The 16348-nt window shown below is 69.2% G+C and carries 14 protein-coding genes; 3 read left to right on the forward strand and 11 right to left on the reverse strand.

Annotated features, from left to right (window positions below):
- Positions 1–9: 9 nt before the first annotated feature.
- From prcB to arc, 4 genes are all read right to left on the reverse strand, one after another.
- The gene (prcB, locus tag AB0O29_RS08665; RefSeq protein WP_365148184.1) at positions 10–849 is read right to left on the reverse strand and encodes a proteasome subunit beta; all 840 of its coding nucleotides are present in this window, start codon (positions 847–849) and stop codon (positions 10–12) included.
- A gap of 278 nt (positions 850–1127) precedes the next feature.
- Positions 1128–1340 (reverse strand): ubiquitin-like protein Pup, encoded by a 213-nt coding sequence (locus tag AB0O29_RS08670; protein ID WP_365148187.1) that lies wholly within the window; start codon positions 1338–1340, stop codon positions 1128–1130.
- Between the two features lie 174 nt (positions 1341–1514).
- Positions 1515–3026: a depupylase/deamidase Dop gene (dop, locus tag AB0O29_RS08675; RefSeq protein WP_365148190.1), complete on the reverse strand. Its 1512-nt coding sequence runs from the start codon at positions 3024–3026 to the stop codon at positions 1515–1517.
- Between the two features lie 247 nt (positions 3027–3273).
- On the reverse strand, positions 3274–5040 hold the full coding sequence (arc, locus tag AB0O29_RS08680; protein ID WP_365148193.1) for a proteasome ATPase: 1767 nt from the start codon (positions 5038–5040) through the stop codon (positions 3274–3276).
- A 264-nt stretch (positions 5041–5304) separates the two neighbouring features.
- Here arc and AB0O29_RS08685 point away from each other — a divergent pair, with 264 nt between their 5' ends.
- Positions 5305–5625 carry a ferredoxin gene (locus AB0O29_RS08685; protein WP_365148196.1) on the forward strand — a complete coding sequence of 107 codons (321 nt, stop codon included), beginning with the start codon at positions 5305–5307 and terminating at the stop codon, positions 5623–5625.
- A 4-nt stretch (positions 5626–5629) separates the two neighbouring features.
- On the opposite strand, the gene AB0O29_RS08690 is transcribed toward AB0O29_RS08685, so the two are convergent.
- The 3 genes from AB0O29_RS08690 to AB0O29_RS08700 all read right to left on the reverse strand — a co-directional run bounded on the left by AB0O29_RS08690 (position 5630) and on the right by AB0O29_RS08700 (position 8788).
- A complete protein-coding gene (locus AB0O29_RS08690; protein ID WP_365148228.1) occupies positions 5630–6133 on the reverse strand; it encodes a hypothetical protein in 504 nt (167 codons plus the stop codon).
- Positions 6134–6418: 285 nt separating this feature from the next.
- Positions 6419–7315, reverse strand: coding sequence for a tRNA (adenine-N1)-methyltransferase (locus AB0O29_RS08695; protein ID WP_202202287.1), 897 nt, complete (start codon positions 7313–7315; stop codon positions 6419–6421).
- Between the two features lie 18 nt (positions 7316–7333).
- Positions 7334–8788: a site-2 protease family protein gene (locus AB0O29_RS08700; RefSeq protein ID WP_365148199.1), complete on the reverse strand. Its 1455-nt coding sequence runs from the start codon at positions 8786–8788 to the stop codon at positions 7334–7336.
- Here AB0O29_RS08700 and AB0O29_RS08705 point away from each other — a divergent pair.
- Entirely contained in the window at positions 8697–9575 is an 879-nt protein-coding gene (locus AB0O29_RS08705; protein ID WP_365148202.1) for a RecB family exonuclease, read from the forward strand. The genes AB0O29_RS08700 and AB0O29_RS08705 overlap by 92 nt on opposite strands.
- 61 nt (positions 9576–9636) lie before the next feature.
- Positions 9637–10308 carry a response regulator transcription factor gene (locus AB0O29_RS08710; protein ID WP_365148205.1) on the forward strand — a complete coding sequence of 224 codons (672 nt, stop codon included), beginning with the start codon at positions 9637–9639 and terminating at the stop codon, positions 10306–10308.
- Between the two features lie 75 nt (positions 10309–10383).
- On the opposite strand, the gene AB0O29_RS08715 is transcribed toward AB0O29_RS08710, so the two are convergent.
- From AB0O29_RS08715 to AB0O29_RS08730, 4 genes are all read right to left on the reverse strand, one after another.
- The gene (locus AB0O29_RS08715) at positions 10384–11967 is read right to left on the reverse strand and encodes an ABC transporter substrate-binding protein (RefSeq protein ID WP_365148208.1); all 1584 of its coding nucleotides are present in this window, start codon (positions 11965–11967) and stop codon (positions 10384–10386) included.
- A 71-nt stretch (positions 11968–12038) separates the two neighbouring features.
- Positions 12039–13643 carry an ABC transporter substrate-binding protein gene (locus tag AB0O29_RS08720; protein ID WP_365148210.1) on the reverse strand — a complete coding sequence of 535 codons (1605 nt, stop codon included), beginning with the start codon at positions 13641–13643 and terminating at the stop codon, positions 12039–12041.
- 479 nt (positions 13644–14122) lie between these two features.
- Positions 14123–14824 carry an HAD family phosphatase gene (locus AB0O29_RS08725; protein WP_365148213.1) on the reverse strand — a complete coding sequence of 234 codons (702 nt, stop codon included), beginning with the start codon at positions 14822–14824 and terminating at the stop codon, positions 14123–14125.
- Between the two features lie 114 nt (positions 14825–14938).
- The coding region (locus AB0O29_RS08730) for a vitamin B12 dependent-methionine synthase activation domain-containing protein (protein WP_365148216.1) at positions 14939–16348 on the reverse strand (1410 nt) is incomplete at its 5' end.

Below are 16348 nucleotides of genomic sequence, written 5' to 3' on the forward strand. Positions count from 1 at the left end.
GAGGACTGGTCAGAGCAGGGCGGCGCGCGGGCCGTCGGGCTCCTGGAGCCGGCGGTCCGTCACCTTGCGGGCGAGCGCCTGCGACTCGTCCTCGTCCAGCCTGCGGAAGCCCTCGTCGGTGATGACGGTGACGATGGGGTAGATGTGGCGGTACAGGTCCGGTCCGCCGGTCGCCGAGTCGTCGTCGGCGGCGTCGTACAGCGCCTGCACGACCAGCGTGGTGGCCTGGTCCTCCGTCAGATCGGGGCGGTAGAGCTTCTTCATGGAGCCCCGGGCGAAGATGGAGCCGGAACCGGTGGCGGCGTAGCCGTGCTCCTCGGAGCGGCCGCCGGTCACGTCGTAGGAGAAGATCCGGCCCTTCTCCTTGGCCTCGTCGTAGCCCGCGAACAGCGGCACGACGGCCAGGCCCTGCATGGCCATCCCCAGATTGCTCCGGATCATGGTCGAGAGCCGGTTCGCCTTGCCCTCGAGCGACAGCGTCGCCCCTTCGACCTTCTCGAAGTGCTCCAGCTCCAGCTGGAACAGCTTGACCATCTCCACGGCGAGGCCGGCCGTACCCGCGATGCCCACCGCGGAGTACTCGTCCGCCGGGAACACCTTCTCGATGTCCCGCTGCGCGATCATGTTCCCCATCGTCGCCCGCCGGTCACCGGCGAGGACGACCCCGCCGGGGAAGGTGGCGGCGACGATGGTCGTCCCGTGCGGGGCCTCGACGATGCCCTCGGGAAGCTTCCGGTTCCCCGGCAGCATCTCGGGCGCGTGCGCGCCCAGGAAGTCCATGAAGGACGACGACCCCGGCGTCAGGAAGGCTGCCGGTAGACGCCCTGTGCCACGAGTGTTGGGTTCCACAGGTTTCCTTCCACGTAAGCGGCTGCACGCCCTGTGACGTCCGGCCGATCTTGAACTACGCCCCGGACCCTACCCGTCCGATGATCGTGACCAACCCTTCCGCCCGGCGGCGCCGGCGGTCCTCGCCGCCGTACGCCGCCACGCGGTCACGCCATCCGGACCGGGGCCCGCTTCGGGGTGGAACCCGGCCGCCCCCACGACGCCGGCACAAGACCGACCGTTCTCGTGGACATGCCCCCACCCCAGCGAGTGACCTTCGATTCGAAGGTCGAAGAGTGTTACTGACCACCCTTTTGAACGAAGGACCGCACGAAGTCCTCGGCATTCTCCTCGAGTACGTCGTCGATCTCGTCCAGCACGGAGTCGACGTCGTCGGAGAGCTTCTCCTGCCGCTCCTTGAGGTCGGTCTGCGCTTCCGCGGCCTGCTCCTCGACCTCCTCGGTCGAGCGAGTGGCCTTCTGCTGTCCGCCGCCGGTGTCCTTGGTCGCCATGTCTACCTCACCCCGCTCGGTTCGCGCGCTCACACGGAGAGACCCCGGGATTCGGGACCTCTCAAGATCAGACCCTACGCCGGACCCTACAAGGAGGGTCCGACATTCGTCCCCGTACTTTCACAACGTCCGTCTGACTTCATGATTCCCTGACGGGCGCCCTTTCAGGCCCGCTCACTGCCCCGAAAGCACCCGCACCAGGTCCTCCGCCGTACGGCAGCGGTCCAGGAGCTCCTTGACGTGCTTGCGGGTCCCCCTGAGGGGTTCCAGGGTCGGGACCCGCTGGAGGGAGTCGCGGCCCGGGAGGTCGAAGATCACCGAGTCCCAGGAGGCCGCCGCCACGTCGTCCGCGTACTGCTCCAGACAGCGCCCCCGGAAGTACGCCCGGGTGTCCTCCGGCGGCTTGCTCTCGGCCCGCTCCACGGCCGGTTCCTCCAGCAGCCGCTTGATCTTGCCCCGGGCCACCAGCCGGTTGTACAGCCCCTTCTCGGGCCGTACGTCCGAGTACTGGAGGTCCACCAGGTGCAGCCGCGCCGCGTCCCAGCCGAGTCCGTCGCGCCTGCGGTAGCCCTCCAGGATCTCCCGCTTGGCGATCCAGTCCAGCTCCCCCGCCAGGCTCATCGGGTCGGTCTCCAGCCGGCCCAGCACGTCCTCCCAGCGGCTCAGGACGTCCTTGGTCTGCTCGTCGGCGTCGGAGCCGAACCGTTCGTCCACGTACTTCCTGGCCAGCTCGAAGTACTCCATCTGGAGTTGTACGGCGGTCAGGGTGCGCCCGCTGCGGAGCGTGATCAGGTGCTGGAGGTCCGGGTCGTGGGAGACCTGGTGCAGGGTGCGCACCGGCTGGTCCACGGCCAGGTCGACGCTGATGAACCCGTCCTCGATCATGGACAGGACCAGGGCGGTCGTGCCCAGCTTGAGGTAGGTGGAGATCTCGGAGAGGTTCGCGTCCCCGATGATCACGTGGAGCCGGCGGTACTTCTCCGCGTCCGAGTGGGGCTCGTCGCGGGTGTTGATGATGGGGCGCTTGAGGGTGGTCTCCAGCCCGACCTCGACCTCGAAGTAGTCCGCGCGCTGGCTGATCTGGAAGCCGTGCTCGCGCCCGTCCTGCCCGATGCCGACCCGGCCGGCGCCGGTGACGACCTGGCGGGAGACGAAGAAGGGCGTCAGGTGGCGCACGATGTCCGAGAAGGGGGTCTCCCGCTTCATCAGGTAGTTCTCGTGCGTCCCGTAGGAGGCGCCCTTGTTGTCGGTGTTGTTCTTGTAGAGGTGGATCGGCTGGGCACCGGGGAGCTGGGCGGCCCGCTCGGCGGCCTCGGCCATGATCCGCTCGCCGGCCTTGTCCCAGAGCACCGCGTCGAGGGGGTTGGTGATCTCCGGCGAGCTGTACTCGGGGTGCGCGTGGTCGACGTAGAGCCGCGCCCCGTTGGTCAGGATGACGTTGGCGAGGCCGATGTCCTCGTCGGTCAGCTGGCTGCTGTCCGCCACCTCGCGGGCGAGGTCGAAGCCGCGGGCGTCCCGCAGCGGGTTCTCCTCCTCGAAGTCCCAGCGGGCGCGGCGCGCCCGGTGCATCGCCGCCGCGTAGGCGTTGACGATCTGGGACGAGGTGAGCATGGCATTGGCGTTCGGGTGCCCCGGGACGGAGATCCCGTATTCCGTCTCGATCCCCATTACTCGCCGTACGGTCATGCGGCCCTCCTTGCCCGGCGGCGCTCCCGTTCGGGGCGGCGCTCAAGTACCGCTGTTGCTCCGGTGCGTCATGTGCGGTGCCCGTCCCGCACTGCGGATGCGGCGGTACGGAAGAGCCTAGAACCACTCCGCGCTGCTGGGGAGATCATTTCAGTCATTGACTTCGCCTTGTCACGGCCGGAAAAGGCGGGAGGTAAAGCAGACGGCCGCGGGTGCCGTGAGAGGCACCCGCAGCCGCCTCGCACCGTCAGAGGTACTGACCGGTATTCGCCACCGTGTCGATGGAGCGTCCGGTGTCCGCGCCCTGCTTTCCGGTGACGAGCGTACGGATGAATACGATCCGCTCGCCCTTCTTTCCGGAGATACGGGCCCAGTCGTCCGGGTTGGTGGTGTTCGGCAGGTCCTCGTTCTCCTTGAACTCGTCCACGCAGGCCTGGAGGAGGTGGGAGACCCTGAGGCCCTTCTGGTTGTGTTCGAGGAATGCCTTGATGGCCATCTTCTTCGCCCGGTCGACGATGTTCTGGATCATCGCTCCGGAGTTGAAGTCCTTGAAGTACAGGACTTCCTTGTCGCCGTTGGCGTACGTGACCTCGAGGAAGCGGTTTTCCTCGGTTTCCGCGTACATCTGCTCGACGACGGTCTGGATCATGCTGTGGACGGCCACCTGGGGCGAGCCCGAGTGTTCGCTCAGGTCGTCCGTGTGCAGCGGCAGCGAGGCCTTGAGGTACTTCGCGAAGATGTCCTTCGCGGCCTCGGCGTCCGGGCGCTCGATCTTGATCTTCACGTCGAGGCGGCCGGGCCGCAGGATCGCCGGGTCGATCATGTCCTCGCGGTTGGAGGCGCCGATGACGATGACGTTCTCCAGGCCCTCCACACCGTCGATCTCGGCGAGCAGCTGGGGGACGATGGTGTTCTCCACGTCCGAGCTGACACCGGATCCGCGGGTGCGGAAGAGGGACTCCATCTCGTCGAAGAAGACGATGACGGGGGTGCCCTCGCTGGCCTTCTCCCGCGCACGCTGGAAGACGAGGCGGATGTGCCGCTCGGTCTCGCCGACGTACTTGTTGAGGAGCTCGGGGCCCTTGATGTTCAGGAAGTAGGACTTCCCCGCGGCCTGTCCGGTCACCTCGGCGACCTTCTTGGCAAGGGAGTTGGCGACGGCCTTGGCGATGAGCGTCTTGCCGCAGCCGGGCGGACCGTAGAGCAGGATGCCCTTCGGGGGCCGCAGTTCGTGCTCCTTGAAGAGGTCCGGGTAGAGGTAGGGGAGCTCGACCGCGTCGCGGATCAGCTCGATCTGGTCGCCCAGGCCGCCGATCTTCTCGTAGTCGATGTCCGGGACCTCTTCGAGGACGAGGTCCTCGACCTCGCTCTTCGGGACCACCTCGTACACGTAGCCGGAGCGCGGTTCGAGCAGCAGGGCGTCGCCGGGGCGGATGGTGATGTCCAGGAGCGGCTCGGCGAGCCTCACCACCCTCTCCTCGTCGGTGTGCCCGACCACCAGGGCCCGCTCGCCGTCCTCCAGGATCTCCTTGAGGGTGACGATGTCCCCGGCGCGCTCGAATTCCATGGCCTCGACCACGTTGAGCGCTTCGTTGAGCATGACCTCCTGGCCGCGCCGGAGGTCTTCCGGGTCGACGCTGGGGCTGACGTTCACACGGAGCTTGCGGCCGCCGGTGAAGATGTCGACGGTGCCGTCCTCGTTCGCCTGAAGGAAGACACCGAAGCCGGCCGGCGGCTGCGCGAGCCGGTCGACTTCCTCCTTGAGGGCCACGATCTGGTCCCGGGCCTCACGGAGGGTATTCGCCAGTCGTTCGTTCTGCGCGGAGACGCCTGCCAGATTCGTCTGGAGCTCGACGATCCGCTCTTCGAGAATCCTCGTGTGACGCGGAGAGTCGGCGAGCTTGCGTCGCAGGACGGCGATTTCCTGCTCGAGATAGGCAACCTGGCCAGCGGGGTCCTCAGACCCTCGCCCGGGCCGGATGCCGCGGTTGATGTCGTCGTCGTGGGCTGCCACGGTCCTCACCTCCTCCAAGGGGAGCTGGACGCTTCCTGACCCTACCTGGGCTGGTGGTGATTGAAACCCCTAGATCACAAAGACGGTAGGGGTGTGTCCGATCTTCACCCTTGCGTACTCCCTCACGCCAGGGAAATACCCACCCTTCAACATCGGAAAGCAGCCGGTTGTAAGGTCGAAGTGTTCAACACCCGTCCGGGCCCGCGCGACTTGCCGAGAGCCGCTTCCGGTACGGATCAATCAGCGCAGGGAACGGCAGGAGATATGACCGTGCAGCAGGAGGCCCCGACGGGCGGTCCGGGCGGAGCCGCGGAGGCCCTGGAGGTCTGGATCGACCAGGACCTCTGCACCGGCGACGGGATCTGCGTCCAGTACGCCCCCGAGGTGTTCGAGCTGGACATCGACGGTCTGGCGTACGTGAAGAGCCCCGAGGACGAGCTCCTCGTGGAGCCCGGGGCGACGACTCCGGTTCCCCTCCCGCTGCTGCGGGACGTGGTCGACTCGGCGAAGGAATGCCCGGGTGACTGCATTCACGTAAGGCGCGTTTCGGACAGGGTAGAGGTGTACGGCCCCGACGCCGAGTGACGGTTCAAACACGCCCGGCGGTCGAGTCCGTAAGCTCCTGGCGGAATTTCCCGCCGGTCCAGCGCCACTTGGCGAGCTGCTTGACGTCGGGGCTGTAGCGGGGCACCGAGGGCGAGGAGTAGCCGAGCAGGCTCGCGGTGACGGTGCGGTCGCGGACGGTCAGATCGGTGGCCGTGCGGCGCGTGGCGGGGGCGAGCAGGGTGGCGACGACGCGGGGCCGGGCCCCGGGGGCGGCCTCCTGGGCCAGTACGTAGATCGCGTGGGGCGGGGTGCCGGAGCCGGCGTCGCAGCGTACGGCCGCCACGGTCTCGGGGCGGCCGTCGCCGTCGAGGTCGCCCTGGGCGGCGGCGGTGACGGTCTGCCCGGCGCCCTTGCAGTCGAGGGGGTACGCGACGCCGTGCGCGTCGGGTGCGGCGGCCGGCGGGCCGCTCGCGGCCCCGGGGGCGGGGGTGGCCCCGGTGGCCCGGCCGGGCTGGAGCAGGCCCACGCCGGCTATGACGGCGGCCATGGCGGTGGCCGTGGCGACCCAGTGGACGGGCTTGGCCCTGCGGTGGGCGAGGTGCTCGGGCGACAGGTCTTCCAACGACGGGGCGGGGTCGGTGGGGCTGTGCGTCACGCGGGGTGTCTCCTGTACGAAGGGTGACGGTGAGCCAGCATCGTGCCATACCTCACACCGGGGTGGAACGGCCGGGTCCGCGTGCGTGGGGGCGCAACGAAAAGGCGCTGTGGCGCAGTTCCCGGATCGGTCCGGGAACTGCGCCACAGCGCTTTCGTGTTGACGGGGGGGCGGCTGCTACGCGGAGCGGTCGCTGCCGGGGCCGTCGTAGTCCTCGCCGTAGGCGCCCTTGGCGGGGCGGCGGCGGCGCATGGGGGGCTCGACGCCGTCCGCGAGGCGGCGGGCGGTGACGAGGAAGCCGGTGTGGCCGATCATGCGGTGGTCCGGGCGGACGGCGAGGCCTTCCACGTGCCAGTTGCGGATCATCGATTCCCAGGGCTGCGGCTCGGCGAAGCAGCCGATCTCGCGGATGGACTCGACGGTCTTGGACAGCTGGGTGGTGGTGGCCACGTAGCAGCAGAGGATGCCGCCGGGGACGAGGGCCTTCTTGACCGCCTCCAGGCACTCCCAGGGGGCGAGCATGTCGAGGATGACGCGGTCGACGTCGGTCTCGTCCAGGTTGTCCTGGAGGTCGCCCACGGTCAGCTTCCACGCGGGGTGGGGGCCGCCGAAGTAGCGCTCGACGTTGGCCGTGGCGATCTCGGCGAAGTCCGCGCGGCGCTCGTAGCTGTGGAGCATGCCCTGGTCGCCGATGGCGCGCAGCAGGAAGCTGCTCAGGGAGCCGGAGCCCACTCCCGCCTCCACGACGCGGGCGCCGGGGAAGATGTCGGCGAAGGCCAGGATCTGGCCCGCGTCCTTGGGGTAGACCACGGCGGCGCCGCGGGGCATGGACAGGACATAGTCGGGGAGCAGGGGGCGCAGCGCGAGGTAGGCGACGTTGCCGGTGGTGCGGACAACGCTGCCCTCGGGAGCGCCGATCAGCTCGTCGTGCGGGAAGGAACCCTTGTGGGTGTGGAAGTTCTTCCCGGCTTCGAGCGTGAACGTGTAGTGGCGGCCCTTGGGGTCGGTCAGCTGTACCTGGTCCCCGACCTCGAAGGGCCCGCGTCGGCGGGCGGCACCGGTCGGTTCGGACATGTGACCAGTGTATTGGCTTCAGGACTGGGGCCGCGCCATGGCCTTCACGAAGGCCTTCTCGACGTCGAGGGCGGACAGGACGCCGTAGATCTCGCCGCCGGTCTCCAGGACGAGGTATTCGGTGGCGGGGGTGGTGCGGAGGTGGTCGAGGAGGGCTTCCCCGGTGAGTTCCGCCGAAACCTTCATGCCGTCGGTGAGGTCCTGGGCGAGGGTGCTGACGGCGACCCAGGGGCGGCGGTGTTCGGGGACGGAGGCGATGGCGGTCTCGCGGACGATGGCGGTGGGGTCGCCCTGGCCGTCGACGACGACGAGGGCGCGGGCTCCGGCTTCGTTGGCGCGGCGCAGGGCCTCGGAGAGGGGGGTGGCGCTCTGGACGGGGACGGCGCGCCGGGTGAGGGCGCGGGCGCGCAGTTCGGGGAGGTGTTCGCGCAGGCGGGCCATGCGCAGGCTGTTGCCGGCGCCGGTCCAGATGATCGCGGCGAGGATGGCGGCGAGGAGGGCGTCCATGACGGTGTCCATGCCGCCGATGTCCCGGGCGGGGGTGCCGAGGACTCCGGTCTGGGTGACCAGGGGGAGGCCGATGAGGACGGTGACGGCGAGGGCGCGGCCGACCCAGGCGGCGGCGACGGTGCCGGCCATGGGTTTGCCGGTGATGCCCCAGATCACGGCGCGGAGCATGCGGCCGCCGTCGAGGGGCAGGCCGGGCAGCAGGTTGAAGGCGGCGACGAGGAGGTTGGAGATCATCAGGCCGGCGAGGAGGACGCCGGGGACGGTGGCGGGGTCGACGGCCTTCATGCCGAGGTAGAAGATCCCGGCGAGGGCGAGGGAGAGCAGGGGGCCGACGAAGGCGAGGACGAACTCGCGGCCGGGGGTCTCGGACTCCTTCTCGATCTCGGAGACCCCGCCGAAGAACTGGAGCTGGATGCGGCGCACGGGGAGCCTGAAGCGGAGTGCGGCGATCGTGTGCGCGAGTTCGTGGACGAGGACGGAGGCGTAGAAGGCGACGGCGAAGAAGAGGGAGACGAGGTAGCGGGCCGGGCCGAGCTCGGGCAGGACCCGGTCGAGCTGGTCGCCGAAGACCCAGGTGATGAGGGCGGCGACGAGGAACCAGCTGGGCGAGACGTAGACGGGTACGCCGAAGGGGCGGCCCATGAGGATGCCGCCGCCCGGGTCGGAGCGCTTGGCGGAGCGCTCGCCGGTTTCGTCGGTGTCTGCCACGGCTTTCCTTCGTTCGGTGCGTTTGCTTCCAGTGTGGTCCACGTCGTGGGTGGGGCGGCGTGGGGGCGCTGTCGCGCGGTGTGATGCTCCGATCATGCAGGGCGATGGTCCCGGAGTCGATGGTATGCGCGTGCTGTCCGTCCCGGGTCGTAGGGTTTTAGGCATGACGACGATCCCCGGCGCCGGTTCCGCCGACGCTTCCCCGGGTGCCGCCCGGCCCGCCTCGCTGTCGCCTTCGCGGGCGGGCGATTTCATGCAGTGCCCGCTGCTGTACCGGTTCCGGGTGATCGACCGGCTGCCGGAGAAGCCGAGTGCGGCGGCGACGCGGGGGACGCTGGTGCACGCCGTGCTCGAACGTCTCTTCGACCACCCGGCAGAGGAGAGGACGGCTCCGCGGGCGAAGGCGCTGCTGCCGGGGCAGTGGGAGCGGCTGCTGGAGGCGAAGCCGGAGCTGGCGGAGCTGTTCCCGGAAGGGGACGGGGGCGCCGGGCTGGCGGGGTGGCTGGCCGAGGCGGAGGCGCTGGTGGAGCGCTGGTTCACGCTGGAGGACCCGACGCGGCTGGAGCCGGTGGAGCGGGAGTTCTTCGTGGAGACGGAGCTGGAGTCGGGGCTGCGGCTGCGCGGGATCATCGACCGGGTGGACGTGGCGCCGACGGGCGAGGTGCGGATCGTCGACTACAAGACGGGCAAGGCGCCGCGGCCGCAGTACGCCGAGGGCGCGCTGTTCCAGATGAAGTTCTACGCGCTGGTGGTGTGGCGGCTGAAGGGCGTGGTGCCGCGGCGGCTCCAGCTGGTGTACCTGGGGAGCGGGGACGTGCTGACGTACGACCCGGTGGTGGCGGACCTGGAGCGGGTGGAGCGCAAGCTGCACGCGCTGTGGGACGCGATCCGGGAGGCCACCGAGACGGGTGACTGGCGGCCGCGGCCGACGAAGCTGTGCGGCTGGTGTGATCACCAGTCGGTGTGCCCGGAGTTCGGCGGCACTCCCCCGGTGTACCCGCTGGCGATCGTGCCGAGGCCCGCCCTCCCGACGGATTCCTGACCGGGCGGCCAGGGCAGAATGGGCGGCGTCGAAGCCGTCCGACGAATACGAGGTAGTTCCCGTGGCGATCCGCATCCTGCTGGTCGACGACCAGCCACTGCTGCGCACCGGCTTCCGGATGATCCTGGAGGCGGAGCAGGAACTGGTGGTGGTGGGTGAGGCCGGGGACGGTCTGCAGGCGCTGGAGCAGGTGCGGGCGCTGCAGCCGGACGTGGTGCTGATGGACATCCGGATGCCGCGGATGGACGGGGTGGAGGCGACCCGGCAGATCACGGGTCCGGAGCGGAACGGGCCGGCCAAGGTGCTGGTGCTGACCACGTTCGATCTGGACGAGTACGTGGTGGAGGCGCTGCGGGCGGGGGCGAGCGGCTTCCTGCTGAAGGACGCGCCGGCTCATGAGCTGGTGCAGGCGATCCGGGTGGTGGCGGCGGGCGAGGCGATGCTCGCGCCGAGCATCACGCGCCGGCTGCTGGACAAGTACGCCGGTCATCTGCCGTCGGGCGAGGAGAGCGTCCCGGACGTGCTGGGGACGCTGACGGAGCGTGAGGTCGAGGTGCTGAAGCTGGTGGCGCGGGGGCTGTCGAACGCGGAGATCGCGGCGGACCTGTTCGTGAGCGAGACGACGGTCAAGACCCACGTGGGCCACGTGCTGACGAAGCTGGGCCTGCGCGACCGGGTGCAGGCGGCGGTGTACGCGTACGAGAGCGGCCTGGTGCGGCCGGGCGCGCAGTAGTCGTCCCCTGCTCCGGACACGGCTCCGCCCCGGCACCCTTTCGGGTGCCGGGGCGGAGCCGTCGCAGCGGGGGTGTCAGCCCTTGCTGATCTCCCAGAAGCGGAAGACCGTGGAGGCGTCCAGGGACCACTGGAGACCGGTGACGTTCTGGCGGGCGACGGCGTACTGCTTGCTCTGCCAGAGCGGGAGGAGCGGCACCTCGTCGGCGACGATGTCCTGGAGGCGGGTGTAGTCCGGGTTGGCCGCGGTGCGGTCGGACTTGGTGGAGGTCGACGGGATGATGGTCCCGCTGATCTCCTTGTTGTCGTAGTTGTTCATCAGGACGTTGTCCGGCCCGAAGAACGGCTGCGTGAAGTTGTCGGCGTCCGGGTAGTCGGGCACCCAGCCCTTGACGTAGACCCCGTACTTGCCGGCCTTGATGTCCTTCTCGTACTGCTCGAACTCGACCGACTTCACGTCCGCGTCGAACAGGCCGCTCTCGTTGAGCTGCTTGGCGATGACCTGGAACTGCTGGTCGGTGGAGGGGCCGTAGCGGGTCGGCGTCGAGTACAGCGTCAGCTTGATCTTGCCGGTGATGTTGGCGGCCTTGAGGACGGCCTTGGCCTTCTCCGGCTGGGGGCTGCCGCCGTAGCGGTCGAAGAAGGGGGTGGTGTGGCCCGCGATGCCGGCCGGGACGATCGAGTACAGCGGGACGGCGGTGCCGGAGTACACGTCCTTGACGAGCGCCTCGCGGTCGATGAGGTACGCGATGGCCTTGCGGACGGGGAGCTTGCCGACGACCGGGTCGCTGACGTTGAAGACCATGTGCTGGACCTCGGCGCCGGTGCCCTGGACGACGTCGACCTTGTTGTCGCCGGTCTTGGTCGCGGCGAGGCCGGCGATGTCCTTGGCGGCGAGGCCGCGGAAGGCGAAGTCGACGTCGCCGCTCTCCAGGACGGTCTTGAGGCCGGCCTGGTCGCCGTTGAAGAACTTCAGCGTGACGCCGGTGTTCTTGGCCTTCGCCTTGCCGCTGTAGGAGTCGTTGACCGAGAAGTTGGCGCTCTTCTCGCTGAAGGAGTCCAGCTTGTAGACGCCGGAGCCGATCGCCTTGTTGTCGGTGCGCAGCTTGTCGGCCGGGTACTCGCTGTGGTCGACGATGGCGCCCGCACCCGATGCGATCTTGCTCGGGAAGGTCGCGTCGGGCGTCTTCAGCTTGAAGACGACGGTCTTCTCGTCGGGGGCGTCGATGCTCGCGATGGAGCCGAGCATGACGGCGGGACCGCTGGGGTCGTTGATCTTCAGCGTGCGTTCGAAGGAGAACTTGACGTCCTTCGAGGTGAGGCTGTGGCCGTTGCTGAACTTCAGGCCGGAGCGCAGGGTGCACTTGTACACCCTGCTGTCGGCGCCCTCGAAGTTGCAGGCCTGGGCGGCGTCGGGCTCGGGCGTGGTGCCGCCCTTGGGGAAGCTCAGCAGCGACTGGAAGACGTTGTTGAAGAGCAGCCAGGAGCCCGGGTCGTAGCCGGACGCCGGGTCGGTGGACTTCACCTTGTCGGATATGCCCATGACCACGCCCTTGCCGTCGCCGGCGGCCGAGCCGTCCTGCGAGCCGCAGCCGCTGAGCAGCGCGGCGGCGGTGGCCGCCCCGAGCGGGGCCACCAGCCACTGGTTACGTCTCTTCACGCGATGTCCTTCACAGTTCTCGTCTGGTCGTTGCGCCGGCCTGCGACGTCCGCCGCCGGTTGCCGCCGGTCTCAGCCGCTGACCCCGCGGCCGAGCTCCCACAGCTGGAGGTCGGAGATGGCGTTGACCGACCATTCCACTCCGGTGATCCCGTCGCGTGCGGCGACGTACTGCTTGCCCTGCCACAGGGGCAGGACGGGCACGTCATCGGCGACGATGTCCTGCATCTCCGTGATCGCGGGGACGGCGACGTTGCGGTCGGCGGCCTTGCGGGACTCGGGGATGAGCTTGGTGCGCACCGTGTTGTTGGCGTACGGCGTGCCCAGGAAGTTGTCCTGCTCCAGGAACGGGGCGAGGAAGTTGTCGGCGTCCGGGTAGTCGGGGAACCAGCCGAGCCCGTAGGCGGCGTAGTCGCCCTTCTTCTGGGCGGGGCGGAAGTCGCCCCATTCGTTGCCCTGGACGGTGATGTCGAAGAGCTGGGTGGAGTTCAGCTGGGCCTTGAGGGCCGCGAACTCGGCCGCGGTGCCGTCGCCGTAGTGGTCGCTGGTGTAGTTCAGCGTCAGCTTGACGGGGGTCTTGATGCCGGCGGCCTTCAGCAGGTCGGCGGCCTTGGCGGTGTTGGCCTCGCCGTACTTGTTGAAGAAGGAGTTGACGTGGCCGGTGACCGTGGTGGGGACCAGCGAGTACAGGGGCTGCGCGGACTTGCCGTAGACCTTGGAGATGACGTTGTTGCGGTCGACGGCGGCGGCGAGGGCCTGGCGCACGGCCTTGTCCTTGACGGCCGGGGCGTCGGTGTTGAAGCCGATGTAGCGGATCTCCAGACCCGGCATGGGGACGAGCTTGACTCCCTTGGGCGGCTTGGCCGAGAGCTCGGTGATCTGGGCCGGGGAGAGGGTGCGGGACACCATGCTGACGGAGCCGTCGGACAGCGCCTTGGTGGCGGCGGCCGAGTCGGCGAAGGTGCGCAGTTCGACCTTGTCGTTCTGCAGCTTGATGTCGCCCTTGTAGTGCGGGTTCTTGGTGAAGACGGCCCGGACCAGGTGGTTGTCCTTGACCTCGGCCTTCATCGTGTACGGGCCGGAGCCGTCGACGGCGAAGCCGGTGCGGAGCTTCTTGGCCTCGTAGTTCTTCTCGCTGACGATGCCGGCGGCGGGGGTGGAGAGCTTGTACGGGAAGGTCGCGTCCGGGGTCTTCAGGTGGAAGACGACGGTGTCGGCGCCCTTGACCTCGACGGTGTCGAGGGTGGAGAGCAGCGAGGAGGGACCGTTCTCGTCCTTGATGGCGCGGACCCGGTCGATGGAGAACTTGACGTCCTTGGCGGTGAGCGGGTCGCCGTTCGCGAACTTCAGGCCCGGCCGCAGGGTGCAGCGGTAGCTCTCGTTGTCGTTGTCGGTGAAGCGGCAGTCGGACGCCGCCTCGGGGACGGGCTGGCCGCCGCCGCGCGGGGTGTGCATCAGCGTCTGGACGGTCTGGCGCAGGACGTTCCAGGAGGAGGCGTCGTAGGCGTACGCCGGGTCGAACGGGGCGGGGGCGTAGTCGGCTGCCTCGAACCGGTCGGTGGTGCCGACGACGATCGCCCCGGACCCTGCTCCCGTTCCACTCGCGCTGCCGCATGCGGACAGCGCGGGGGTGAGCAGGCCGATCGCGGCCGTCAGCACCATGGTCTTGCGGTTCATGCTGGAAGTACTCCCTCACCCGGCACTTGTTAAGCGGCGTAGAGGGCACTGCGCGGCGGTCGCCCGTTCAGGGCGGAACGATCGGGCCGGTGTTTGACGATCGGTCCACGCGCGTGCCGGCGCAAGGGTGTGCGGCCGGTACGGCAGAGGTGCGTGCGGAGTGCCCGCGTCGACATTAGTGGCCCGGGACGGGGTGGCTGGAACCAGCAGGAGTTGGGGCGTAATCGCACTGTGATGGGCGCGGACTGACCGCTCATGCCGGAGTCTTCGCAGATGGTGTCAGGAGATGATCAATCCGGACACAAGGGAAGCCCCTGGAGGCTCGGGGCAGGTCCGGCGAAGGCTGCGCGGGTGACCAAAGTCACCCGCTACAGCCCTCATCGGCAGCATGGAATTTCGGCCTCCGGGGCCAGGGGCGGAAGATCCTTCCGCTGGAACGGGGACCGGCCCCCGTTCCGTTCGGTACTGACGGTGTGCGCTCAGTTCATCGGAGTGATGAGGGAGCGCAGGAAGGTCAGGTCCACTTCCTCCAGCGAGCGCACGACGGTCCGCCCGGGCGCGGGCTCGATGACGCCCACGGAGGGCACGGCCACGACCCGGCAGCCGGCGGCCTCGGCGGCCGCCACCCCGGTGGCCGTGTCCTCGATGACGGCGCACCGCGAGGGGTGCGCGCCGAGGCTGCTCGCGGCGAACAGGTAGGGGTCGGGGTGGGGCTTGGTGCGCGGGACCTCGTCGCCGGCGACGGTCAGGTGGAACCGGTCGCGGCCGAGGGTGAGCAGGACCTGGTCGATGACCCGGCGGTGGGAGGCCGAGACGAGGGCGGTGGGCACGTTGTGCCGGGCCAGCTCGCTCAGCAGCCGCTCGGCGCCCGGCATCAGGGGGACCTGCTCGGCGATGCGGGCCTCGAACCGCTCGTTGAGCAGGACGCTCAGTTCGGCGAGGCCGATGGCGGCGCCGGTCGCCTCGATCAGGAAGGAGGCGCTGCGGCTCATGGGTCCGCCGACGACCACGTCGCGCCAGGACTCGTCGAGGCGGTGGCCCAGTTCGAGGAAGATCTGGGCCTCGATCTCCCACCAGAACCCCTCGGTGTCGACGAGGGTGCCGTCCATGTCGAGCAGCACCGCCTGCAGGGCGTGTCCGTCGGCCGTGCGGACGACGGGGGCGGGAACGGTGCTGGTCATGCGTACGCCTCTCTCCGGGGACGACAAGGCCGGCCACCTCGTGACCCCGTGGGGCATCCCCTCGGGAACAGGTGACCGGCCTGTTTGGGACCGACCAGTGTACGCCGGTCCGTGTCAGCGTGCGTTGAAATACTTCGCTTCGGGGTGGTGGATGACCAGAGCGTCGGTGGACTGCTCCGGGTGGAGCTGGAACTCCTCCGAGAGGTGGACCCCGATCCGCTCCGGCTCCAGGAGGTTCGCGATCTTCGCCCGGTCCTCCAGGTCGGGGCAGGCCCCGTAGCCCAGGGAGAAGCGGGCGCCCCGGTACTTCAGGTCGAACATGTCCTCGATGGCGGCCGGGTCCTCGCCGCCGAAGCCGAGCTCGGCGCGGACGCGGGCGTGCCAGTACTCGGCGAGGGCCTCGGCGAGCTGGACGGAGAGGCCGTGCAGCTCCAGGTAGTCGCGGTAGGAGTCGGACTCGAACAGCTTGGCCGTGGCCTCGCCGATCTTCGAGCCGACGGTGACCACCTGGAGGCCGATGACGTCGGTCTCGCCGGACTCCTCCGGGCGGAAGAAGTCCGCGAGGCACAGACGGCGGCCCCGGCGCTGGCGCGGGAAGCTGAAGCGGGTCCGCTCGTTGCCCTGCTCGTCCAGGATGATCAGGTCGTCGCCCTTGGAGACGCAGGGGAAGTAGCCGTAGACCACGGCGGCTTCCAGGAGGTTCTCCGTGTGCAGCTTCTCCAGCAGGCCGCGCAGGCGCGGACGGCCCTCGTGCTCGACGAGCTCCTCGTAGGTGGCCCCGCCGGCGCGGGCCTGCTTGAGGCCCCACTGGCCCTTGAACAGCGCGCCCTCGTCCAGCCAGGAGGCGTAGTCCTTGAGCGGGATGCCCTTGACCACGCGGGTCCCCCAGAAGGGCGGGGCGGGCACCGGGTTGTCGACGGACACGTCGGACCGGCCGCCCGGCTGCTCCGGCTCCTCCACCTGGAGGACCGGAGTGTCCCGCTTGGCGACGCGGCGCTGCTTGAGCTCGGGCAGGGTGGCGCCGGGGACTCCGCGCTTGACGGCGATGAGCGCGTCCATCAGCCGCAGGCCCTCGAACGCGTCGCGCGCGTAGCGGACCTCGCCCTCGTAGATCTCGTGCAGATCCTGCTCCACGTAGGCGCGGGTCAGGGCCGCACCGCCGAGGATGACCGGGTAGTCGGCCGCCAGCTTGCGCTGGTTCAGCTCCTCCAGGTTCTCCTTCATGATCACGGTCGACTTGACCAGGAGACCCGACATGCCGATGACGTCGGCCTTGTGCTCCTGCGCGGCCTCCAGGATCGCGGAGACCGGCTGCTTGATACCGATGTTCACCACGTTGTAGCCGTTGTTGGTGAGGATGATGTCGACCAGGTTCTTGCCGATGTCGTGAACATCCCCACGCACGGTCGCCAGGACGATCGTGCCCTTGCCCTCCGCGTCCGTCTTCTCCATGTGCGGTTCCAGGAAGGCGACCGCCGTCTTCATCACCTCGGCCGACTGCAGGACGAACGGCAGCTGCATCTG

It is taken from the genome of Streptomyces sp. NPDC089915, assembly GCF_040684675.1.
Taxonomy (GTDB): Bacteria; Actinomycetota; Actinomycetes; order Streptomycetales; family Streptomycetaceae; genus Streptomyces.

Excerpts from the sequence above, each read along its gene's own strand:
- AB0O29_RS08670 (WP_365148187.1), bottom strand. The coding sequence starts at position 1,340 with ATGGCGACCAAGGACACCGGCGGCGGACAGCAGAAGGCCACTCGCTCG.
- dop (WP_365148190.1), bottom strand. The coding sequence starts at position 3,026 with ATGACCGTACGGCGAGTAATGGGGATCGAGACGGAATACGGGATCTCC.
- AB0O29_RS08685 (WP_365148196.1), top strand. The coding sequence starts at position 5,305 with ATGACCGTGCAGCAGGAGGCCCCGACGGGCGGTCCGGGCGGAGCCGCG.
- AB0O29_RS08690 (WP_365148228.1), bottom strand. The coding sequence starts at position 6,133 with ATGGCCGCCGTCATAGCCGGCGTGGGCCTGCTCCAGCCCGGCCGGGCC.
- AB0O29_RS08695 (WP_202202287.1), bottom strand. The coding sequence starts at position 7,315 with ATGTCCGAACCGACCGGTGCCGCCCGCCGACGCGGGCCCTTCGAGGTC.
- AB0O29_RS08705 (WP_365148202.1), top strand. The coding sequence starts at position 8,697 with ATGACGACGATCCCCGGCGCCGGTTCCGCCGACGCTTCCCCGGGTGCC.
- AB0O29_RS08700 (WP_365148199.1), bottom strand. The coding sequence starts at position 8,788 with ATGAAATCGCCCGCCCGCGAAGGCGACAGCGAGGCGGGCCGGGCGGCA.
- AB0O29_RS08720 (WP_365148210.1), bottom strand. The coding sequence starts at position 13,643 with ATGAACCGCAAGACCATGGTGCTGACGGCCGCGATCGGCCTGCTCACC.
- AB0O29_RS08725 (WP_365148213.1), bottom strand. The coding sequence starts at position 14,824 with ATGACCAGCACCGTTCCCGCCCCCGTCGTCCGCACGGCCGACGGACAC.